Raw genomic sequence first — 17,997 nt, forward strand, 5'->3', positions numbered from 1 at the left:
TTGATTTAGATTTTAAAGTAATCTTTTTGAAAGTTATTATTTTGATTTTTTAGTATAAGATTCTTCATCAATCCATCGGTCTCTCGAATTGATGTCTATCAGATAGATAATTTCTTTCTGCTTGGTTAAAAGAAGTGTTTTTGAAACGGGAATCGGAATTTTTTTGTTCTCAAGTTTATCAGCTCTTAAAGAAATGATATTCTTTTTTCTGATGATATCTCCAGAAAAAACATTTGATGTACTTTGTCCGGTCGCTTTATCGTCAAACATTTCAACGTACGTCGCATCTTTCCCTTTGATAATGATGAAACTTCTTTCTGTATGGTCTGGGAAATCTTTGATGAGAACAAATTTTTTATTCTCTACACTTACGTTTTCAAGATGTTGATTGATACCTCTTCTTTCCTCCAAAACAGTTAGAATTTTATCTAGTGCTGCATAATTTTGAGCCTTAGATAAAAGACTGATAAAAAATAATGTACAGATGAATAATTTTTTCATGAGTTTGTGTTTGTAAAAAAAATTTTGTCAAGATCTGCATCCTGACAAAACTCTATATTTTATTTTAAAATTAAAGATTACCTCTTTTTTCCTGCTCTCTTTCTAAAGCTTCGAAAAGTGCTTTGAAATTACCTGCACCAAAGCTTTGTGCACCATGTCTTTCAATGATTTCGAAGAAAAGGGTAGGGCGGTCTTCTACAGGTTTTGTGAAGATTTGTAATAAATAACCTTCCTCATCATGGTCAATTAAAATACCTAAATCCTGAAGTTTTTTCAAGTCTTCGTCAATATGGCCAACTCTCTCAGGAACCATGTTGTAATACGCTTCCGGTGGAGCAGAAAGGAATTCTACGCCTCTCTTTTTAAGTTCGGTAACCGTGTGAATAATATCTTTTGTTGCAACTGCAATGTGCTGCACACCTTCTCCTTCATAGAAATCAAGATATTCTTCAACTTGAGATTTTTTCTTTCCTTCTGCCGGCTCGTTGATTGGGAATTTTGCAAAACCGTTTCCGTTTGACATTACCTTAGACATCAATGCAGAATATTCTGTGTTGATTTGTTTGTCGTCAAACGAAAGAATGTTCACAAATCCCATTACTTTTTCGTACCATTCAACAGTTGGGATCATTCTGTCCCAATCTACGTTTCCTACGCAATGGTCAACATATAATAATCCTGCTTCTTCAGGTTTGTAATCGCTTTCCCATTTTTGATAACCAGGCATGAAAGGTCCTGTATAGTTTTTTCTTTCAATAAACATGTGAACAGTTTCTCCGTACGTGTAAATTCCGGACATTTTTACTTCACCATGCTCATCTGTCAAAGTTACTGGCTCTAAATAAGGTTTTCCACCTCTTTTTGTAGTTTCTTCAAATGCAGAATAAGCATCGTCTACCCAAAGTGCCAAGATTTTCACTCCATCGCCGTGTTTTTTTACATGTTCACTAACTGGCGAATCAGATTTTAGACCTGTTGTAAGGATTAATCTGATTTTCCCTTGTTGTAGAACATAAGATGCACGATCTCTTACTCCGGTTTCAGGACCTGCGTAAGCAACTGACTGAAAACCAAATGCTGTCTTATAATAATGAGCGGCCTGTTTAGCGTTTCCTACATAAAACTCAATGTAATCTGTACCATTTATTGGTAAAAAATTCTCAGCCTGAGCAATTTTTTCGGCAAATGTAAGTGTTGACATATTTTCTATTTTTACTTTTATTTAATGGATTGCAAATTACAAAATTCTTGTATATAATTAAAAACATTATTGTTGTGTAATCGGTTGCGTTATTTTTAATATATATTAAAGTTCACTTAAGTATATTTAAGTTTACTTTTGTTTTATTATTTATTCTATATTTGTATTAGAAAATAGATGTCGAAAAGAAGTTATTTCAAAACAACGAAAGCCGTAATTAATTACGGCTTTTATTTTTTATTATTTAATCTTCCGGCATCAGGATTGTAATTATCCCAAATTTTCCATATGTTATCAATTTTACGAATGAAATAAATTTGTGTGTTGAGTTGATTTACAAAATGTTCTTCTCCGGTTTCTCCTACCTTGAATAAAAGATTCCAGAATTCCTGAGTTTCTAGGATTTTTTTATCATGCTCGTCTGTAACGATATTGACATCGAATATTTCAAAATTAGAACGATTGTTTTTAGTTACGAGTTCAAACTGTCTCTCGCAAAGCTCACGACTGAATTCTGATGCTCTTTCCAGAAACGGAGAATTGTCAAATACAAGATCCTTAAACAGGTCTAATTTCAAGATTGGGAAATTTTTATATAAATCAAAAACGGTCGCACAGTATTGGTAAACAATATCAGTGGAAAAGACTTCATCATTTTGTTCTTTACCATTTATATCACTTTCTTTTAAATGATAAATGTATGCGTTGAGATCTTTAAAGCCTAAAAATATGCAGATTTTATCAAGCGTCTTCAAAAAACGCAGATCATTGTGGGTTTTATCCTGATAATCATTTTCAAAAAATCGCTGCAGGGTAATGTGTGAAATCGTATTTCCTAATTCAAATCTTTTATCGTCTTTAAGCTCTTCTGATAAAGCCAGCTCTTCTTTGATAATTTCTGAAAGAATTATATAATGACTTCTCTTCCATTCGTTCACCTTTCCTAAAACAGAATCCTGAACTTTTGGATGTTTTACAACTTCATCTTTTATAGAATTATAAATCGTCTTCAAATGTGTAATGTTTATATAACAAAAGTTTTTAGCAAAAAGATTGCCAAAAACTTTTTTGTCTATTTTAATTAAATGTACGTATTTTTTAGATAAATATGAGATTTTAGATCTTTTTTAATGCTTAAATCTTTCATAAGCCGCTCTCTCTAGCATTTCTCTGTCATCAGGATGCGCAATACTGATCAATTCCTGAGCTCTCTGACGAAGATTTTTCCCGTATAGATAAGCCGTTCCGTATTCCGTTACCACCCAATGAATATGACCTCTTGTTGTCACAACACCTGCACCTTGTTTCAGGAAAGGAACAATTCTTGAAACTCCTCTTTTTGTTCTTGAAGTAATAGCGATAATGGGTTTTCCGTCTTCACTTAAGGCGGCTCCTCGCATAAAATCCATTTGTCCGCCGATACCACTGTATTGCATAGTTCCGATGGAGTCTGCACAAACTTGTCCGGTTAAATCAATTTCAATGGCTGAATTGATGGCAACCATTTTTTGTTTCTCATAATGTTAATCGGAAAGTTGACATTGCTCACATCATCAAAAGAGAAAACCGTATTATCATCTACATAATCGTATAATTTTCTTGTTCCAAAGCAGAAGCTCGTGATGGTTTTATTATCGTTGTAGCCTTTGTATTTATTGTTAATGACATCATTTTGAATTAAATCAATCACTCCGTCACTCAACATTTCGGTGTGAACGCCTAAGTCTTTATGATTTCCTAAACATTTTAAAACCGCATCAGGGATTGTTCCGATACCCATTTGTAAGGTTGATCTGTCGTCAATCAATTCAGCTACATTTTTCCCGACAAGCATTTCATCCGGACCTACTTTTGCGCCGTAATCTACAGTTGGAAGTTCTTCTTCATTCCAGACTAATTTATGAATTTTGCTGATGTGAAGCATTCCGTCGCCATGAGTTCTCGGCATTAGGGGATTCACGACGGCTACAATTATTTTTGCGGTATCTACGGCAGCTCTCGCAACATCGACCGAAGTTCCCAATGTACAAAAACCGTGTTTGTCCGGAGGTGAAACCGTAATTAAAGCGACATCCAGCGGTAAAATATTTTTTCTGAATAAAATCGGAATTTCACTTAAAAAAACAGGAACAAAATCTCCACGGTCAGAATTGACAGCATCACGCACCGGTGTTGAAACAAAAAGCGAATTAACGAAAAATTTGTCCTTGTATTCAGGCTTTGCGATTTCCACATTTCCCTGTTGTGTAATGGAAACCATCTCAACGTTTTCTAAGCGGTGAGACTGTCTTGCCAATTCATCAATCAGATGATTCGGAGTACATGCGCTTCCATGAAAAAACACACGGTTTCCGCTTTTAATGGTGTAAATAGCCTCTTCTGCACTGATGTAATTATACATATTGAAATTTTTTATCGTTTACTTTAATATCTTAAAGATAACTCATATTCTTTATATTTAGTCTACATCTTTGGTTTGTTTGATGGAGATATTTGTCATGTTTTGATTAATGAAAAAATAAAGGATTGAATATTTACATTCAATCCTTTTATATTTAATTTCTTGATTATTTTCGAATTATCATTCCTGCGAACGATCTTCCAAACTATGATCCTCGCTTTCTAGCCAAGAAGTTTTATAAGACGGATCTTCCACTTTCATCGCTTCTTCAGTGATTTTTAAAGGACGGAATGGGTCGACCATTACCGCATATTCTTCAGTGAATTTTTTCCCGATACTTCTTTCCATCGCTCCCGGATGAGGTCCGTGAACGATTCCTCCTGGGTGAAGCGTGAAATCCATTAAGTCGATATGATTTCTACTCATAAAATCACCTTCTGTATAGAATAAAACTTCATCAGAATCAATATTTGAGTGATTGTACGGAGCAGGAATTGCCAACGGATGATAATCATACATTCTTGCGCAGAACGAGCAAACCACAAAATTATGTGCCTCAAAAGTCTGGTGAATTGGTGGCGGTTGGTGAATTCTCCCGGTAATCGGTTCGAAGTTTTTAATATTAAATTTATATGGATAAAAATAACCGTCCCAGCCCACAACATCAAATGGATGCGTTGCGTAGATGAAATCGGTAATCTGATTTTCTTTTTTTACTTTAATTAAAAATTCTCCTTTTTCGTCTTTTGGTTCTACAAAAGTGGGTGCAATAATATCTCTTTCACAAAACGGAGAATGTTCCAAAAGCTGCCCGAATTCGTTTCTGTATCTCTTTGGTGTGTAAATCGGAGAATGGCTTTCCACCACAAAAAATACAGTATCATCAGATTGTAATTCTACCTGATAAATCGTTCCTCTCGGAATAATCAGGTAATCGCCAACAGAAAATTCAAGATTGCCGACAAATGTTTTTAAAATCCCACTTCCTTCGTGTACAAAAAGAAGTTCGTCACATTCGGCATTTTTGTAGAAATAATCCATCGATTTTCTTGGTTTTGCCAATCCCATTTTCAGGTCATTGTTTACCAAAAGAAACTTCCTGCTGTCCAAAAAGTCATCTTCAGGAGTCACATTCATCCCTTTAAACATTCTCGGTGTCACGTTTTTGTCAACCGCGATCTTTGGAGTCACGTCTTTTGCTTCGCCTATTGATTTGATCTGCGTCGGTCGGTGAACATGGTATAGCAAAGAAGAAATGCCGTGAAAGCCTTCTGTACCAAATAGTTGCTCATAATAGAACTTGTCTTCTGGTGATTTAAAAATCGTATGCCTTTTTGGTGGGATATTTCCCGATTGATGATATCTCATTGTACTTTATATGTTGACTCTCAAATTTAATATTTTTTAATGAATTGTTTAGAAACATTTTTTACAGCAATTTTTTAAACCACAAAAGTCACAAAAGTCGATGCTTAAATTAAGTTCTAATGAATGTTGCAGGTAAGTTCAGATAAGCGTTAAAGAATATTCGCATCAGGCTTATTGAGCTTTTGTTTTCAATGTGATTAAACTTAAATACACAGAAAATCTTTTATGACTTTTGTGGTTAAATTAAAATTAGTTTTGCTGTTCTAAAAATAAATGTTAGTTTTGTCTAACAATTTTTATTTCATGCGACAAATATTATTTTCTGTAGTCTTTTTATCATCTTACTGCTTCTCTCAGGAGTCTGATAGTTTGCATTTAAATCAATCTAAAAAGATTGATTCTGCTAAAGTTTTAAGCAAAAAAGAAATTAAAACCAGAGATATTGATGATGTCGTGATTACCGGGACGCTCAAGCCAATCAGCAAATCTAAAAGTCCGGTAAATGTTGAAATTTATACGCAGAAGTTTTTCCAGAAAAACCCAACGCCAAGTATCTTTGAAGCAATTTCTATGGTGAACGGAGTGAAGCCTCAATTGAACTGTTCTGTTTGTAATACAGGAGATATTCACATCAATGGTCTTGAAGGTCCTTATACAATGATTCTGATCGACGGAATGCCTATTGTAAGTTCGCTTTCTACCGTTTATGGCTTGAGCGGAATCCCAAACAGTTTGGTTGACAGAATAGAAGTGGTAAAAGGTCCGGCTTCATCCATTTACGGTTCAGAGGCGATGGGCGGTGTGATTAATATTATCACCAAAAATGCGTTGACCGCTCCGAGATTAAGTGTTGACTTAATGACTACCAGTTGGGCAGAGAATAATGTTGACTTGTCAACAAAGTTTAATTTCGGTAAAAATGTGGCCTCATTATTAAGCTTAAATTATTTTAATTCCACTAAAAGATTTGACGAAAATAAAGACAATTTCACCGATGCCGCTCTGCAGAGCAGAATTTCAGTTTTTAATAAATGGAATTTTGTGCGAAAAGAAAATAGGCTGGCAAGTTTCGCTTTGAGGTATTTGTATGAAGACCGTTTTGGTGGAGAGATGCAGTGGAATAGGTCTTACAGGGGAAGCGATCAGGTTTACGGAGAAAGTATCTACACCAATAGAGTAGAGGCTTTTGGCGTTTATCAGTGGCCAATGAAAGAAAATATTGTTACTCAGTTTTCCTACAATTTTCACGATCAGGATTCTTTCTATGGAAACAATCCTTTTTTGGCGACTCAGAAAGTAGCTTTTACCCAAACCTATTGGGATAAAAAACTCGGAAATCATGATTTGGTTTTGGGAGCCACTTTCAAAAAAACTTTTTATGATGACAATACGCCTGGGACGATGTCTTCAGACGGTTTGCAGAATGAGCCAATGAAATCACCCATTTTTGGAGCATTTATTCAGGATCAATGGGAGGTTAATGAAAAAAACACCTTGTTGTTGGGTTACCGATTTGATTATGATAAAATTCATCATTCTGTGCATTCGCCGCGTTTTGCATGGAAGTTTTCTCCGAATCCTTATCATACTTTGAGATTTAATTTCGGGACGGGTTTCAGGGTGGTGAATTTATTTACCGAAGATCATGCAGCTTTAACGGGTTCACGGGAAGTTGTGATTAAAGACAATTTAAAACCTGAAAGATCTATCAACGGAAATTTAAATTATGTCTGGAAAATCCCTGCCGGAGGTCGATTGATTAATTTGGATGCTTCTGCTTTTTACACCTATTTCAGCAACAAAATTGTCGGAGACTTTGATGCTGATCCTCAAAAAATTATTTATGATAATTTAAACGGTTACGGAATTTCAAGAGGTGCTTCGATGAATGTTGATTTCAGTTTCAGTTTTCCGTTGAGTGTAAATTTGGGAGTTACGTATCTGGATGTTTATCAAAAATTTGATGGAGAAACCGGGAAATCCCGACAGCTTCATGCCCCGAAATGGAGTGGAACTTACAGTTTAACCTATAAATTTAAGAATAATCTTGCCATCGATTTTACCGGACAGTTTTACGGACCGATGCGATTACCGGTTTTGCCGAATGATTACCGACCTGAATATTCTCCGTTTTACAATCTTGCCAATATTCAGGTTTCTAAAAGTTTCAACTCCGGATTTGAAGTGTATTGCGGGGTGAAAAATTTGTTCAATTTCACGCCGAAAGATCCGTTGATGCGACCGTTTGATCCGTTTGATAATAATGTAAATGACCCAATTAATAATCCAAATCATTATACTTTTGATACAACGTATGGTTATGCTCCGATGCAGAGAATAAGAGGTTTTTTGGGTGTAAAATATAATTTGAAATGAAAATAATAAAGTTTTTTTTAATGTTACTTTTAGTGCCTTGTTTTTATCTATCGCAGATAAAAACGGACACTTTTTCAGATTTTGAAAAAATACAGAAAGAAAATAAAAAACCAACTATTATTCATTTGTATACCGATTGGTGCTCTGTTTGTAAAATTGAATCTTTCAAATTAAATAAGGATAAGGAGTTGGTTAAAATGATGAATGAAAATTTTCATTTTATCAACTTTGAAGCTGAAAAGACAAAAGGAAAAATCAATTTTCAGGGTAAAGAATTTAATTATTTACCTAACGGAAATTCAGGAATTCACGAATTAGCTTTGGCGTTATCAAAAAATAAAAATCAGCCCGTTTATCCGTTGTGGATTATTTTAGATAAAAATCAGGAGCTGGTTTATTATCATGAAGGAGAGTTTAAGGCTGAAAAAATGAAGGAGAAAATATCGGAAATTATTAAGTACAAAAAACTATAATTTGATATTGTATTTCTCAAATATTTGTGCGTTAAAACTCCCACCTAATTCTTTTTCCCAACCTTTAGTAGTTTTTAGTTTTTGTAAAATTTTATTCTGCATATCTACATTATTATTCTCAAAAGCATATTCTGCTAAATTAAAAAGATAAAATGTCTGGTTCACTTCATTAAATTTTGCTTTTGAAAAATATTTTTCAAAATAAGTATTGTAAATCGATTTTTTAAATTCTTCAGGATAATTTTTGTTTAAATATTCAAATGCGTAACTGTTGTTGTGTTTATAAAGAAGACGAATGATATTTTTCTTCAAATTATCATCATATTTTTCTATTTCAAATGCTCGGTCATAAATAAGCCAATATAAATCTTTATCTATGTTCAAAATTTCAGAATTTATGTCTCTTAAAAGATAATCTTCATTAACTGCTTTGATATTTAGTAACTTCAGTTTTTTTTCATCTGTTTCATAAGGTGGCTTAGATGCACTACCTCGAACATAGCTCCAATAATTGTGATAAATAATTGAGTAGGTTAATTCTCTGTCGACTATACAACCAGAATGTGTTTGAACTATTTTCTTTTTAGAAATAGCCTCTAAAATCTCTTTTTTTACATTCAGTTGCGTATTATTTTTACGAATCAATTCACCGATTGCATATAATCTTACAACTTGATTTTTGTGATGGCTCAGTTCTAAAAGTTCATCATGTGAAATTATTTTTTTTAATTTTTCAAAATTATAATAATTGCTATCATCGCTTAATCCATTTTTGTCTAGATTAGGATTCAAAATTCCATCCCAAGCATCTAAAGAATTAACTTCAATTATTTTTGAAATTATTTCCTGTTTAGTTTGAGTAAAGAAAAGATTTGATATTCCAATAAAAAGAAAAATTACCAAACGAATATAAATCATTTATGTGTTTTTTTAATTTAGTTCCTTCAAAAGCACCGCAACAATCGCCAAAATCGCTGGCAGAGCCTGAACAAAAAATATTTTTTTCGTAGCTGAAATTGCACCGTAAATTCCGGCAATCGCAACACAACTCAGAAAAAATAAAACAATATTCGTTTGCCATTTTTCATCTTCAATAAAAAAAGACCAAATCAATCCGACGGCAAGAAAACCATTATACAATCCTTGATTGGCTGCCAAACCTTTTGTCGGTTTGAACATTTCAGGTGGCAAAGCTGCTTTGAAAACTTCTTTTCCTTTGGTTTCCCATGCGAACATTTCCATCCAAAGAATATATAAATGCTCTAAAGCCACAACTGCAATAAGAATTTTAGCAACAATTTCCATGATTCGATTTTTTATCATTGTAAAACTAAAAAAATAAAGTTAAGTTTGAGTATTCAATTTTAAAAATGGAAACTTTTAAAGCTCATTTAGATAAATTTATTACTGTAAGTGAAGAAGAATTTGCTTCGATATCTTCTTTCTTTAAGGTTTTGGAAGTGAAGAAAAAGAGAATTTGATGTCAGAAGGTGATTTATGTAAATTCAAATATTTTGTTTTAAAAGGTTGTCTGAGAAAGTTCTTCATCAATGAAAAAGGAGTTGAGCAAACTACCGAATTTGCTATTGAAAACTGGTGGTTAGCAGACAATTTTGCATTCGAACAGCGAGAAAAATCTAAGTTTAATATTCAGGCAGTTGAAAAAGCGACGGTTATGATGATTGATTTTCAGTCTCAGGAACTTTTACTTGAAAAACATCCGATTATGGAACGTTATTTCAGGATGATTTACCAACGTGCTTATTCTGCTGCCGAAAAACGGATCCGTTATATTTATGAAATGAATAAAGAAGAATATTACATTCATTTCAGTACGCTTTATCCTTGGTTTATCCAGAGAATTCCACAATATTTACTGGCCTCATTTTTAGGTTTTACTCCGGAATATTTAAGTGAAATCAGAGCAAAATTACGTTCTTAAACCAGTTTAAGATTTTTGCGGTTTCTATGTCGCAACTTTGTCATGCAATAAAAAGCCAATAGCATGACAGACCAAAAGGTTTTATTTCCACAATTATTTTTAAGATTCGCAATTGCAGTGACGATGCTTTCTGCCGTTGCAGACCGGTTTGGATTTTGGGGAGAAAATTCTGTCTGGGGAAACTGGGGGAATTTTGAAAAATACACAAAACAGTTAACTTTTTTCCTTCCTGAAATTCTAAGCACATTTTCAGCTTACACTGCTACTTTTTAGAAATCATTTTTCCATTGATGTTGATTTTCGGTTTCAAAACCAAGATTGCAGCATACGGAACAGTATTTTTATTGCTCATTTTTGCCTTATCCATGACGATTGCATTGGGAGTAAAAGCTCCTCTGGATTATTCGGTTTGGGCGGGAAGTGCGGCAGCTTTTTTATTGGCAACACAGAAAGAATATTTTTTTTCAATAGATACATTAACTAAAAAATCATAATAGTATGAGCGCAAGATTCAACATGGCAACGACGCACGCTGCCGCTTACAAAGCAGGAATAGGAATGGAGGCTGCCCTTCAAAACAGTTTTTTAACTCCGATTCAGAAAGAATTAATTAAAATCAGAGCTTCTCAGATTAATGCATGTGCCTTCTGTCTGGATATGCACACGAAAGATGCCTTGAAATACGGTGAAACTCCGCAGAGAATTTTTCTTTTGAATGCATGGAGAGATGCAAAAGAATTGTTCACAGAAGAAGAACAGGTGATTTTGATGGTTGCAGAAGAAATTACATTGATTAGCCAAAAAGGACTTTCTGAAGAAACGTACGAGAAGGCGAAAGTACTTTTTAATGAAACGCAGATTGCCGATATTATCATGGCTGCCGTTTCGATTAATATGTGGAACAGAATTGCAATCAGTACCCATATACCGATAGCAAAGTAATTGTGTAAGTTCATTAAAAAATAGCTTCTCAGGATTTGAGAAGCTATTTTTTGTTTAAATAATTATTGTTGACAATTCAGTTGAAGAACGTTAGCATTCAAAGGTTGTTCTATTTTTCTTTCTAATTTTTTATCATTAACGGTTACATAGATTTCCATCGAGCCCGTTCCGACGTGCAGAGAAAGAAGATGACCGCCGTACGCATCAAATTTCTCATCAGTTGCGACTCCATGAACGTGGATTGACGGACCTTTTTCATTCCATGCAATTGAACCCGTCAGACTTCCCATCTCAACTTTTTTAAACGTCTTGGGATTAAATTTTTTAGCTTGAAAATCGTAAAATCCAAAAGTTACTTCTCTCGCAAAACCAATTCCCGTAAAGCTTGCTGAAGGAATATTCTCAGTCTTTGCAAGATTCTCAATCTGAGCCAGGACATCATCATTTTCACGAAGCACCATCAGAAAACCTGTGGGAGTTTTTGTGTATCTGCAAATTTCTTTCTTCTGTGCTGAAAAATTACACATCAGAAATATTGTGAATAGTAAAGTTGGAAATAGTTTCATGCTTTGGTATTTAATTGATGTAATGAAATATTTACACCAATTTGAATTTAAAAGTATGAAGTTATTTTTTCAACTCACTCAAAATCGCCTCACCTACACTTTTTGCAGATTGCGGATTTTGTCCTGTGATCACTCTTTGGTCTGTCACAACATGATTTTGCCAAAGTCCAGATTTCTCAAATTTCGCACCTCTTTCTTTCAATTTGTCTTCTAAAAGAAAAGGAACTACATTCGTCAATTTCACTTCAGATTCTTCTTCATTCGTAAACGCATTGATCTTCTTTCCATCAACCAAATATTTTCCATTATTCAGTTTGATATTCACCAGACCAGCAGGTCCATGACAAACTCCTGCGACAATTCCTCCGTTTTCATAGATGATAGAAGCAATTTTTGCCAATTCTGTATTGTCTGCGAAATCCCACATCGCACCGTGACCGCCTGCGTAAAAAATTGTTGAATAATCTTCAGGTTTTACTTCTGATGGTTTCAAGGAATGATCTATTTTAGTTTTGTATTCTTTGTTTTCCCAAAATTCTTTGTTGACAGGATCTTTCAAATCAAATCCATCGACAGGCGGAGTTCCACCTTTTGGACTTACAAAATCAATTTCATAACCGGCTTTGTGAAGGACTTCCCATGGATGCGAAACTTCACCGAGATAGTATCCTGTATCTTCTCCTGTTTCACCTTTTTTGTCGTGACTTGTTACCACGAAAAGAATTTTCTTTTTCATATTCTTTGATTTTTTGGTTTGAGAATTAACAAATCCTATTGTAAAAACGGAAAGAATTAATAATGCTAATTTTTTCATGTTTAAATAATTTCTGTTAAATAAATCTGTGGTTTTTCCTGCAGTTTTTCATCAACCAAATCTCCGAAAGCTTTTATATATGATTGCTCGTTATGTTGTTTCAAACCTTCTTCGCTTTTCCAGATTTCATAGAAAATGAAATGATTTTTATCTTCAATTCCCTGATGAAGTGCGTATAATTCGTTGGCTTCTTCTTTTAGGGTTTCTGTTACCATCTTCTGAAGAACTTCCAAAACTTCGGTTCTGTGTTCTTCTTTTGCTTTGATTATTGCAGTTAGATAGATTTTCATTAGACTAATTGTGGTTTTAATTCTTTCTCGAAAACGGTTTTAACGTGTTCTCTGTATAATTTCATGTCACGTTCAATGTTTGCATTTTTTTCTACATCATGAAAATGAAAACTATCCATTTTTTCTAAAGAAACGAAAGCATTCATTCTGTGAAAACCGAATAGAGGCCCGTTATCAACACTTGTTTCACTGAAAAATTCTCCGGGAAGTGTGAAGGCTGTTTCAGGTGCATTCCAGCTTGTGGTAAGCATATATTTTCTTCCGCCCAACATTCCGCCCGTTCCGTAGTTGATTTTTGGGTTATCAGAAGATCTTCCGTCGCTCATGTAAATTCCTTTTGCATGGCCGGCTGTGAAAACTTCATCAATATATTTTTTGAAACCATTCGGCAATTGAAACCACCAGATTGGGGTGTGATAGATAATAAAATCAGCCCAAACAAATTTTTCTACTTCCTCATTTTCCTCATACCCTTCGTTGATATTCGAAATTTTTATTTCTACATTTTCAAATTCTTTTAAGGCTTCTAACGTGTTATCTGCAATCGTCTGATTATATTTTCCTCCGGAATGTCCGAAATTTTGTCCGCCGTTAATAACTAATACTTTTTTCATTTTTAGTAAATTTTTAAATTTTATGATGCAAAGTTATGTTCGAATTATATATTATAAAAATAATATAAATTATACATTAATATCATAATAATGATATTGTTCTAATGATAATTTCTATATAAATAAAAGCTGCTTCACAATATGCGAAGCAGCTTTATATTATCTTGTCTAAATTTTAAAATCTATTTTACCTCTTTTGAAGCTTTGATGATGACATCGGCAACTTCCTGAGGATGAGAAATAAATACAGCGTGACTTCCTTTAATTTCTGTGATTTTAGCATTTCCTTTTTTATACATTTTACGTTGAATACTCGGAAGAATTGCCTCGTCTTGCGTAGCGACGATTCCGTATGAAGGTTTTGTTTTCCATGGTGCTTTGGTAACTTTTGCTGCTAATGCTGCTGCTGCAAAACGCCCTTGTGAAGCATACATGAAATCTGCCTGTGCTTTCGGAATATCTGCAGCAAATCCTTCATGAAATTTTTTCTTGTCATAATATAATATTCCTTTTTCGTCAGCGGGTAGAATCCCGTTTTTAGGAGATCCAGGTTCTGTCATCGCCCAATCGAGTGCGGATTCGCCTGCATCTAACTGAAATGCTGCGAGATATACTAACGCTGCAACTTTAGGATGGTCGCCGGCTTCTGTAATAACGCTTCCGCCATAAGAATGTCCTACCAGAATTGCCGGACCGTCTTGTCTGTCTAGAGCTGCTTTGGTTGCATCTACGTCATCTTGCAATGAGCTTAATGGGTTTTGTACTACGGTCACATTGTACCCTTTTTTGCTTAAAATGTCGTAAACTCCGCGGTAGCCTGATCCGTCTACAAAAGCACCATGTACTAAAACTATATTTTTAATCATTTTTGTGCCTTGAGCAGAAAATTTTGAAAATCCGCTTAGTAACATGAATGAAATTGCGAAAAGGAAAAGTGATCCTAACGATTTGAAAGTTGATGTTTTTTTCATTGTTTTAATAATTTAAGATGAATAATGATTTTAAGATTTGTAAACTTCTTTTTTTCACATATCAGAATTGTGGATTGTTTTTCTTCTGTGATGTTTGCAATTTTTAGAATTATTTACATGACAAAGGTATAGGAGATGACGGGTTTAAAAAATAGTTAAAAGTAGATATTTGTTGTACTTTTTTCCTTTTATAATCTTTTTGTCAAATGCTGTTATACTACTTTTATCTTTTTTGTGTTGACTAAATAATTTTTTAAAACACATGTCTTAAAAAATTAATATCACTAAAATAATTATTATGTAACTTTGTATCAGAATATTGATATTGAAATATGGTTAATTTAGAATGGTACCGAACTTTCAAAGCGATTTATAAAACTGGGACTTTAACCGGTGCGGCGGATTCTCTGTTTATTTCGCAACCCGGAGTGAGTCTGCATTTAGGTTCTTTGGAAGCGTATGTTGGATATAAGTTATTTGACAGGACAGGACGGAAAATGATTCCGACTGAGAGAGGGAAAGTTTTGTTCAACGCAGTTTCCGAAGCTTTATCTAAATTGGAAGATGTAGAAAAGAATTTCCAAAAATCTACTGAAAAAACCACCCCGACAATCAGTGTTGGAATGTGCTTTGAAACTTTTCAAACAACTCTGGAACAATATGTTTCAACGTTAGATTTTAATTTAATTATCAGCTTTGGCGAATATCCTGAAATGCTCGATCAGCTCGATAAAGGAATTTTAGATTTAATCATTACTCCGAAAAAAGGAACATCTCCCAACATTCTGCACGAAGCATTTTCTTCTGAACAAATTATTTTAGTGGGCGGAAAAAATGTTGATACAGACAGTTTTAAAGAAGTTTTAAAAACCGAAGATTTTAAGGAAATCGAAAGTTGGCTGAAACAAGAAAAATGGTACGGAACAACCGGAGATATGGAGCATCTTTTTCAGTTTTGGTTATTGAATTTTGGGCATAAACCTAATTTCAGACCCAATTATATTGTTCCAAACTTGAATTCTATTATCCGTTGTCTGAAAGGCGGGATTGGATTGGCTGTGGTTCCTGATTTTTTATGCAAAATGAAATAGAGAATGGTGATGTGAAACTGATTTGGGAAGGCGAAAAGAAATTAGAAAATACCTTGTACTTTGGTTGTAGAAAACAAACGATGTATCAGAATGAAATTGATCATATCAAAGGTTTGTTCAGAGAAATGATGGGTAAAAAAGATTTTTAATTTTAACTATAAGCTCATATGAATAATCGGATAGTTTTTGCCTGAACCATCTTTTTCGGATCTTCTGGTTTGTTTGAAACCCAATTTTTCGTAAAACCCGATTGCTTGCGGATTTTGTTCGTTAACATCTACTTTTATCAGTCTCGTTTTTGCTTTCATAAATTCGTAAAGTTTTTTGTCTAAACCTTTTCCACGTACATCATTATGAATGAAAAGCATTTCTAAATTCCCATCAGCAACAGAAGCAAAACCTTGTGGTTTTAGATTTTCAAGAATTAAATAAACCTCAAGATTTGGTAAATAATCTCTTGGGATAATTTCTTTAAAGTAATTAAAATCTTCTTCTGATAAAAAATCGTGAGTGGCTTTTACGGCAGATTCCCAGATTTCCATGATTTTGGGATAGTGTTCTGATGTTGCGACTCTGATTTGGTGTAACATAATTTTTAATTTTCCACAAAAATAGAAAATTAGTTGTATTAATAATTAGCACAAAAAAACCTGCACAAGGCAGGTTTTTAGATATCAATGGAATATAAATTATTCCTTAATAAACTTTTTAGTTATTTTTTTTGTACCACCTGTAACGTCTAAAATATAAGTTCCTTTTTCAAGACCACTTGTATTTATTTTAGTTGTTAATCCGTCCAATTTTTGAGTATGAATGGTTCTTCCAAGCATGTCAATAAGTGTAACATCCATAGATGGTGTAAAATAATCAAGCTTTATAGTGATAAAATCTTTTGCCGGATTCGGGAAGATATTCATTTTTATATCATCTTTCACAACATCGTTAGTTGCTAGATTATCTTGAGCAAGTTTTACGACCCAAATATCATAATCTCCATGATTTCCACTTACATCGCCATTGTTTGAATTTGAACTTCCAGCAATGACATAACCACCATCTGTAGTTTGAATAACAGAGCTAGCCTCATCACTTCCTGATCCTCCTAAGCACTTTTGCCATAGAATACTTCCTGTAGCGCTTAACTTTACAGCCCAATAATCATAAGAAAGAGGCGCTTCTCCAGGACCTGTATTTGAAGGGGAATGATATCCTATTACCTGACCGTCATTTGAAGTGGTGTTACCTACAGCCAAATACCCTCCATCAGCGGTTTGAATGATAGAAGAAGCTTCATCTACCTTAGTTCCTCCTAAAGCTTTCTGCCATTGAATGTTTCCATCAGAATTTAATTTTACGATCCAAGCATCTGTTCCGCCATGATTTCCTGTTACATCTCCATCATTAGAAAAAGCGCTACCAGCAACAATATAACCACCATCTGAAGTTTGTTTAATAGAATATGCTAAATCCTGATGTGACCCTCCTAAAGATTTTTTCCAAAAAATAACGCCTCCATCAGTATTTAATTTTAGGATCCAATAATCTTTTCCACCATGGTTTCCTGTTACATCTCCATTGTTGTTTTCAGCATATCCGGCGACTACATATCCTCCATCACTAGTTTGAACGATAGAAGATGCTCTGTCGTCTCCTGTTCCTCCTAAATTTTTTTCCATTGAACATTTCCATCAGAATTTATTTTTACAATCCAATAATCCACATAGCCGTTATTTCCCGGTACATCACCATTATTTGAAGAAGAATTTCCAGCAAATATATAACCACCATCTGTCGTTGGGATTATTTTACTGATAACATCATAATCTGTTCCTCCCAAAGTTTTTTTCCAGAAAATAACTCCGGCATCAGAATTTGTTTTTAAAATCCAACCGTCTGAATATCCGTGATTTCCCATTACATCTCCGTTGTTGGAATTAGTACTTCCGGCAACCACATATCCACCATCAGCAGTTTGAATAATAGAACTTGCATAGTCACCTGCTGTTCCACCTAAAGATTTTTGCCATTGGAGATTTCCTGTTGAATTTAATTTTGAAAGCCAGTAATCATAATTTCCGTGATTTCCGGTTACATTGCCGTTATTTGAATTAGAACTTGCTGCAATCACATATCCACCATCAGCAGTTTGAATGATAGAACTTGCATATTCATCACCTGTTCCTCCTAAAGATTTTTGCCATTCTATGGCCGGAGCTTGTGCATAATTTAGGCCAGAGAGAAGAATAGCTATACATACAGGGATCGTTTTTTTGTAATTGATTTTCATGGTTATGTTTTATATCATTTAAGAGTGCAAAAATATAATTTGTAAAGTAATAAATACTCATATTTTATAAATTTTTAATAATTGTTGTTACATTTAATTTAAATTGTAAAATAATAGTTTTAAAATTATAACGGGTAAAATATTTAAGTGAAAATTAAAA

At 33.9% G+C, this 17,997-nt stretch carries 19 protein-coding genes and 3 pseudogenes; 7 read left to right on the forward strand and 15 right to left on the reverse strand.

Annotated features, from left to right (window positions below; translation table 11 throughout):
- Positions 1 to 36 precede the first annotated feature (36 nt).
- From EAG08_RS15800 to EAG08_RS15820, 5 genes and pseudogenes are all read right to left on the reverse strand, one after another.
- Complete coding sequence (locus EAG08_RS15800; RefSeq protein ID WP_129536270.1) at positions 37 to 501, reverse strand: hypothetical protein; 465 nt, start codon at positions 499 to 501, stop codon at positions 37 to 39.
- Positions 502 to 571: 70 nt separating this feature from the next.
- Entirely contained in the window at positions 572 to 1,702 is a 1,131-nt protein-coding gene (hppD, locus tag EAG08_RS15805; RefSeq protein WP_129536271.1) for a 4-hydroxyphenylpyruvate dioxygenase, read from the reverse strand.
- 230 nt (positions 1,703 to 1,932) lie between these two features.
- Positions 1,933 to 2,715, reverse strand: coding sequence for a hypothetical protein (locus EAG08_RS15810; protein WP_129536272.1), 783 nt, complete (start codon positions 2,713 to 2,715; stop codon positions 1,933 to 1,935).
- A 114-nt stretch (positions 2,716 to 2,829) separates the two neighbouring features.
- Positions 2,830 to 4,103 (reverse strand): annotated as a pseudogene (locus EAG08_RS15815) (acetyl-CoA hydrolase/transferase family protein).
- A gap of 180 nt (positions 4,104 to 4,283) precedes the next feature.
- Positions 4,284 to 5,471: a homogentisate 1,2-dioxygenase gene (locus EAG08_RS15820; protein ID WP_129536273.1), complete on the reverse strand. Its 1,188-nt coding sequence runs from the start codon at positions 5,469 to 5,471 to the stop codon at positions 4,284 to 4,286.
- A gap of 303 nt (positions 5,472 to 5,774) precedes the next feature.
- Here EAG08_RS15820 and EAG08_RS15825 point away from each other — a divergent pair, with 303 nt between their 5' ends.
- Together EAG08_RS15825 and EAG08_RS15830 are read left to right on the forward strand one after the other, a co-directional pair.
- Positions 5,775 to 7,847 carry a TonB-dependent receptor plug domain-containing protein gene (locus EAG08_RS15825; RefSeq protein WP_129536274.1) on the forward strand — a complete coding sequence of 691 codons (2,073 nt, stop codon included), beginning with the start codon at positions 5,775 to 5,777 and terminating at the stop codon, positions 7,845 to 7,847.
- Between the two features lie 20 nt (positions 7,848 to 7,867).
- Positions 7,868 to 8,320 (forward strand): thioredoxin fold domain-containing protein, encoded by a 453-nt coding sequence (locus EAG08_RS15830; RefSeq protein ID WP_228446598.1) that lies wholly within the window; start codon positions 7,868 to 7,870, stop codon positions 8,318 to 8,320.
- Here the strand turns inward: EAG08_RS15830 and EAG08_RS15835 are convergent.
- The gene (locus EAG08_RS15835) at positions 8,315 to 9,238 is read right to left on the reverse strand and encodes a hypothetical protein (RefSeq protein ID WP_129536276.1); all 924 of its coding nucleotides are present in this window, start codon (positions 9,236 to 9,238) and stop codon (positions 8,315 to 8,317) included. The two genes, EAG08_RS15830 and EAG08_RS15835, sit on opposite strands and share 6 nt — an antisense overlap.
- Before the next feature lie 12 nt (positions 9,239 to 9,250).
- Positions 9,251 to 9,625, reverse strand: coding sequence for a DUF1304 domain-containing protein (locus EAG08_RS15840; protein WP_129536277.1), 375 nt, complete (start codon positions 9,623 to 9,625; stop codon positions 9,251 to 9,253).
- A gap of 65 nt (positions 9,626 to 9,690) precedes the next feature.
- Between EAG08_RS15840 and EAG08_RS15845 the strand changes: the two are divergent.
- From EAG08_RS15845 to EAG08_RS15855, 4 genes and pseudogenes are all read left to right on the forward strand, one after another.
- Positions 9,691 to 10,262, forward strand: a pseudogene (locus EAG08_RS15845) (Crp/Fnr family transcriptional regulator).
- Between the two features lie 63 nt (positions 10,263 to 10,325).
- Entirely contained in the window at positions 10,326 to 10,535 is a 210-nt protein-coding gene (locus EAG08_RS22970; RefSeq protein WP_317126282.1) for a hypothetical protein, read from the forward strand.
- Positions 10,536 to 10,549: 14 nt separating this feature from the next.
- Entirely contained in the window at positions 10,550 to 10,756 is a 207-nt protein-coding gene (locus EAG08_RS22975; protein ID WP_317126283.1) for a hypothetical protein, read from the forward strand.
- A 4-nt stretch (positions 10,757 to 10,760) separates the two neighbouring features.
- Complete coding sequence (locus tag EAG08_RS15855) at positions 10,761 to 11,204, forward strand: carboxymuconolactone decarboxylase family protein (protein WP_129536278.1); 444 nt, start codon at positions 10,761 to 10,763, stop codon at positions 11,202 to 11,204.
- 62 nt (positions 11,205 to 11,266) lie between these two features.
- On the opposite strand, the gene EAG08_RS15860 is transcribed toward EAG08_RS15855, so the two are convergent.
- From EAG08_RS15860 to EAG08_RS15880, 5 genes are all read right to left on the reverse strand, one after another.
- Positions 11,267 to 11,770 carry a PPC domain-containing DNA-binding protein gene (locus EAG08_RS15860; protein ID WP_228446599.1) on the reverse strand — a complete coding sequence of 168 codons (504 nt, stop codon included), beginning with the start codon at positions 11,768 to 11,770 and terminating at the stop codon, positions 11,267 to 11,269.
- A gap of 61 nt (positions 11,771 to 11,831) precedes the next feature.
- Positions 11,832 to 12,506, reverse strand: a complete 675-nt coding sequence (locus tag EAG08_RS15865) for a type 1 glutamine amidotransferase domain-containing protein (protein WP_129536279.1) — start codon at positions 12,504 to 12,506, stop codon at positions 11,832 to 11,834.
- A gap of 80 nt (positions 12,507 to 12,586) precedes the next feature.
- Positions 12,587 to 12,874, reverse strand: a complete 288-nt coding sequence (locus tag EAG08_RS15870) for a putative quinol monooxygenase (protein ID WP_129536280.1) — start codon at positions 12,872 to 12,874, stop codon at positions 12,587 to 12,589.
- Positions 12,874 to 13,488, reverse strand: a complete 615-nt coding sequence (locus tag EAG08_RS15875; RefSeq protein WP_129536281.1) for an NAD(P)H-dependent oxidoreductase — start codon at positions 13,486 to 13,488, stop codon at positions 12,874 to 12,876. Before EAG08_RS15875 ends, EAG08_RS15870 begins: the two co-directional genes overlap by 1 nt.
- A gap of 182 nt (positions 13,489 to 13,670) precedes the next feature.
- Entirely contained in the window at positions 13,671 to 14,459 is a 789-nt protein-coding gene (locus tag EAG08_RS15880) for an alpha/beta hydrolase (RefSeq protein ID WP_129536282.1), read from the reverse strand.
- 332 nt (positions 14,460 to 14,791) lie between these two features.
- On the opposite strand from EAG08_RS15880, the pseudogene EAG08_RS15885 reads away from it, so the two are divergent.
- Positions 14,792 to 15,699, forward strand: a pseudogene (locus EAG08_RS15885) (LysR family transcriptional regulator).
- Positions 15,700 to 15,705: 6 nt separating this feature from the next.
- On the opposite strand, the gene EAG08_RS15890 reads toward EAG08_RS15885, so the two are convergent.
- The 3 genes from EAG08_RS15890 to EAG08_RS15900 form a co-directional block, all read right to left on the reverse strand.
- Positions 15,706 to 16,140 (reverse strand): GNAT family N-acetyltransferase, encoded by a 435-nt coding sequence (locus EAG08_RS15890; RefSeq protein WP_129536283.1) that lies wholly within the window; start codon positions 16,138 to 16,140, stop codon positions 15,706 to 15,708.
- 99 nt (positions 16,141 to 16,239) lie between these two features.
- Positions 16,240 to 17,226 (reverse strand): T9SS type A sorting domain-containing protein, encoded by a 987-nt coding sequence (locus EAG08_RS15895; protein WP_129536284.1) that lies wholly within the window; start codon positions 17,224 to 17,226, stop codon positions 16,240 to 16,242.
- Entirely contained in the window at positions 17,211 to 17,837 is a 627-nt protein-coding gene (locus EAG08_RS15900) for a hypothetical protein (protein WP_129536285.1), read from the reverse strand. The genes EAG08_RS15895 and EAG08_RS15900 overlap by 16 nt, the downstream gene beginning before the upstream one ends.
- Positions 17,838 to 17,997: the final 160 nt, after the last annotated feature.

The sequence above is a fragment of the Chryseobacterium sp. 3008163 genome (assembly GCF_003669035.1).
Classification (GTDB): domain Bacteria; phylum Bacteroidota; class Bacteroidia; order Flavobacteriales; family Weeksellaceae; genus Chryseobacterium.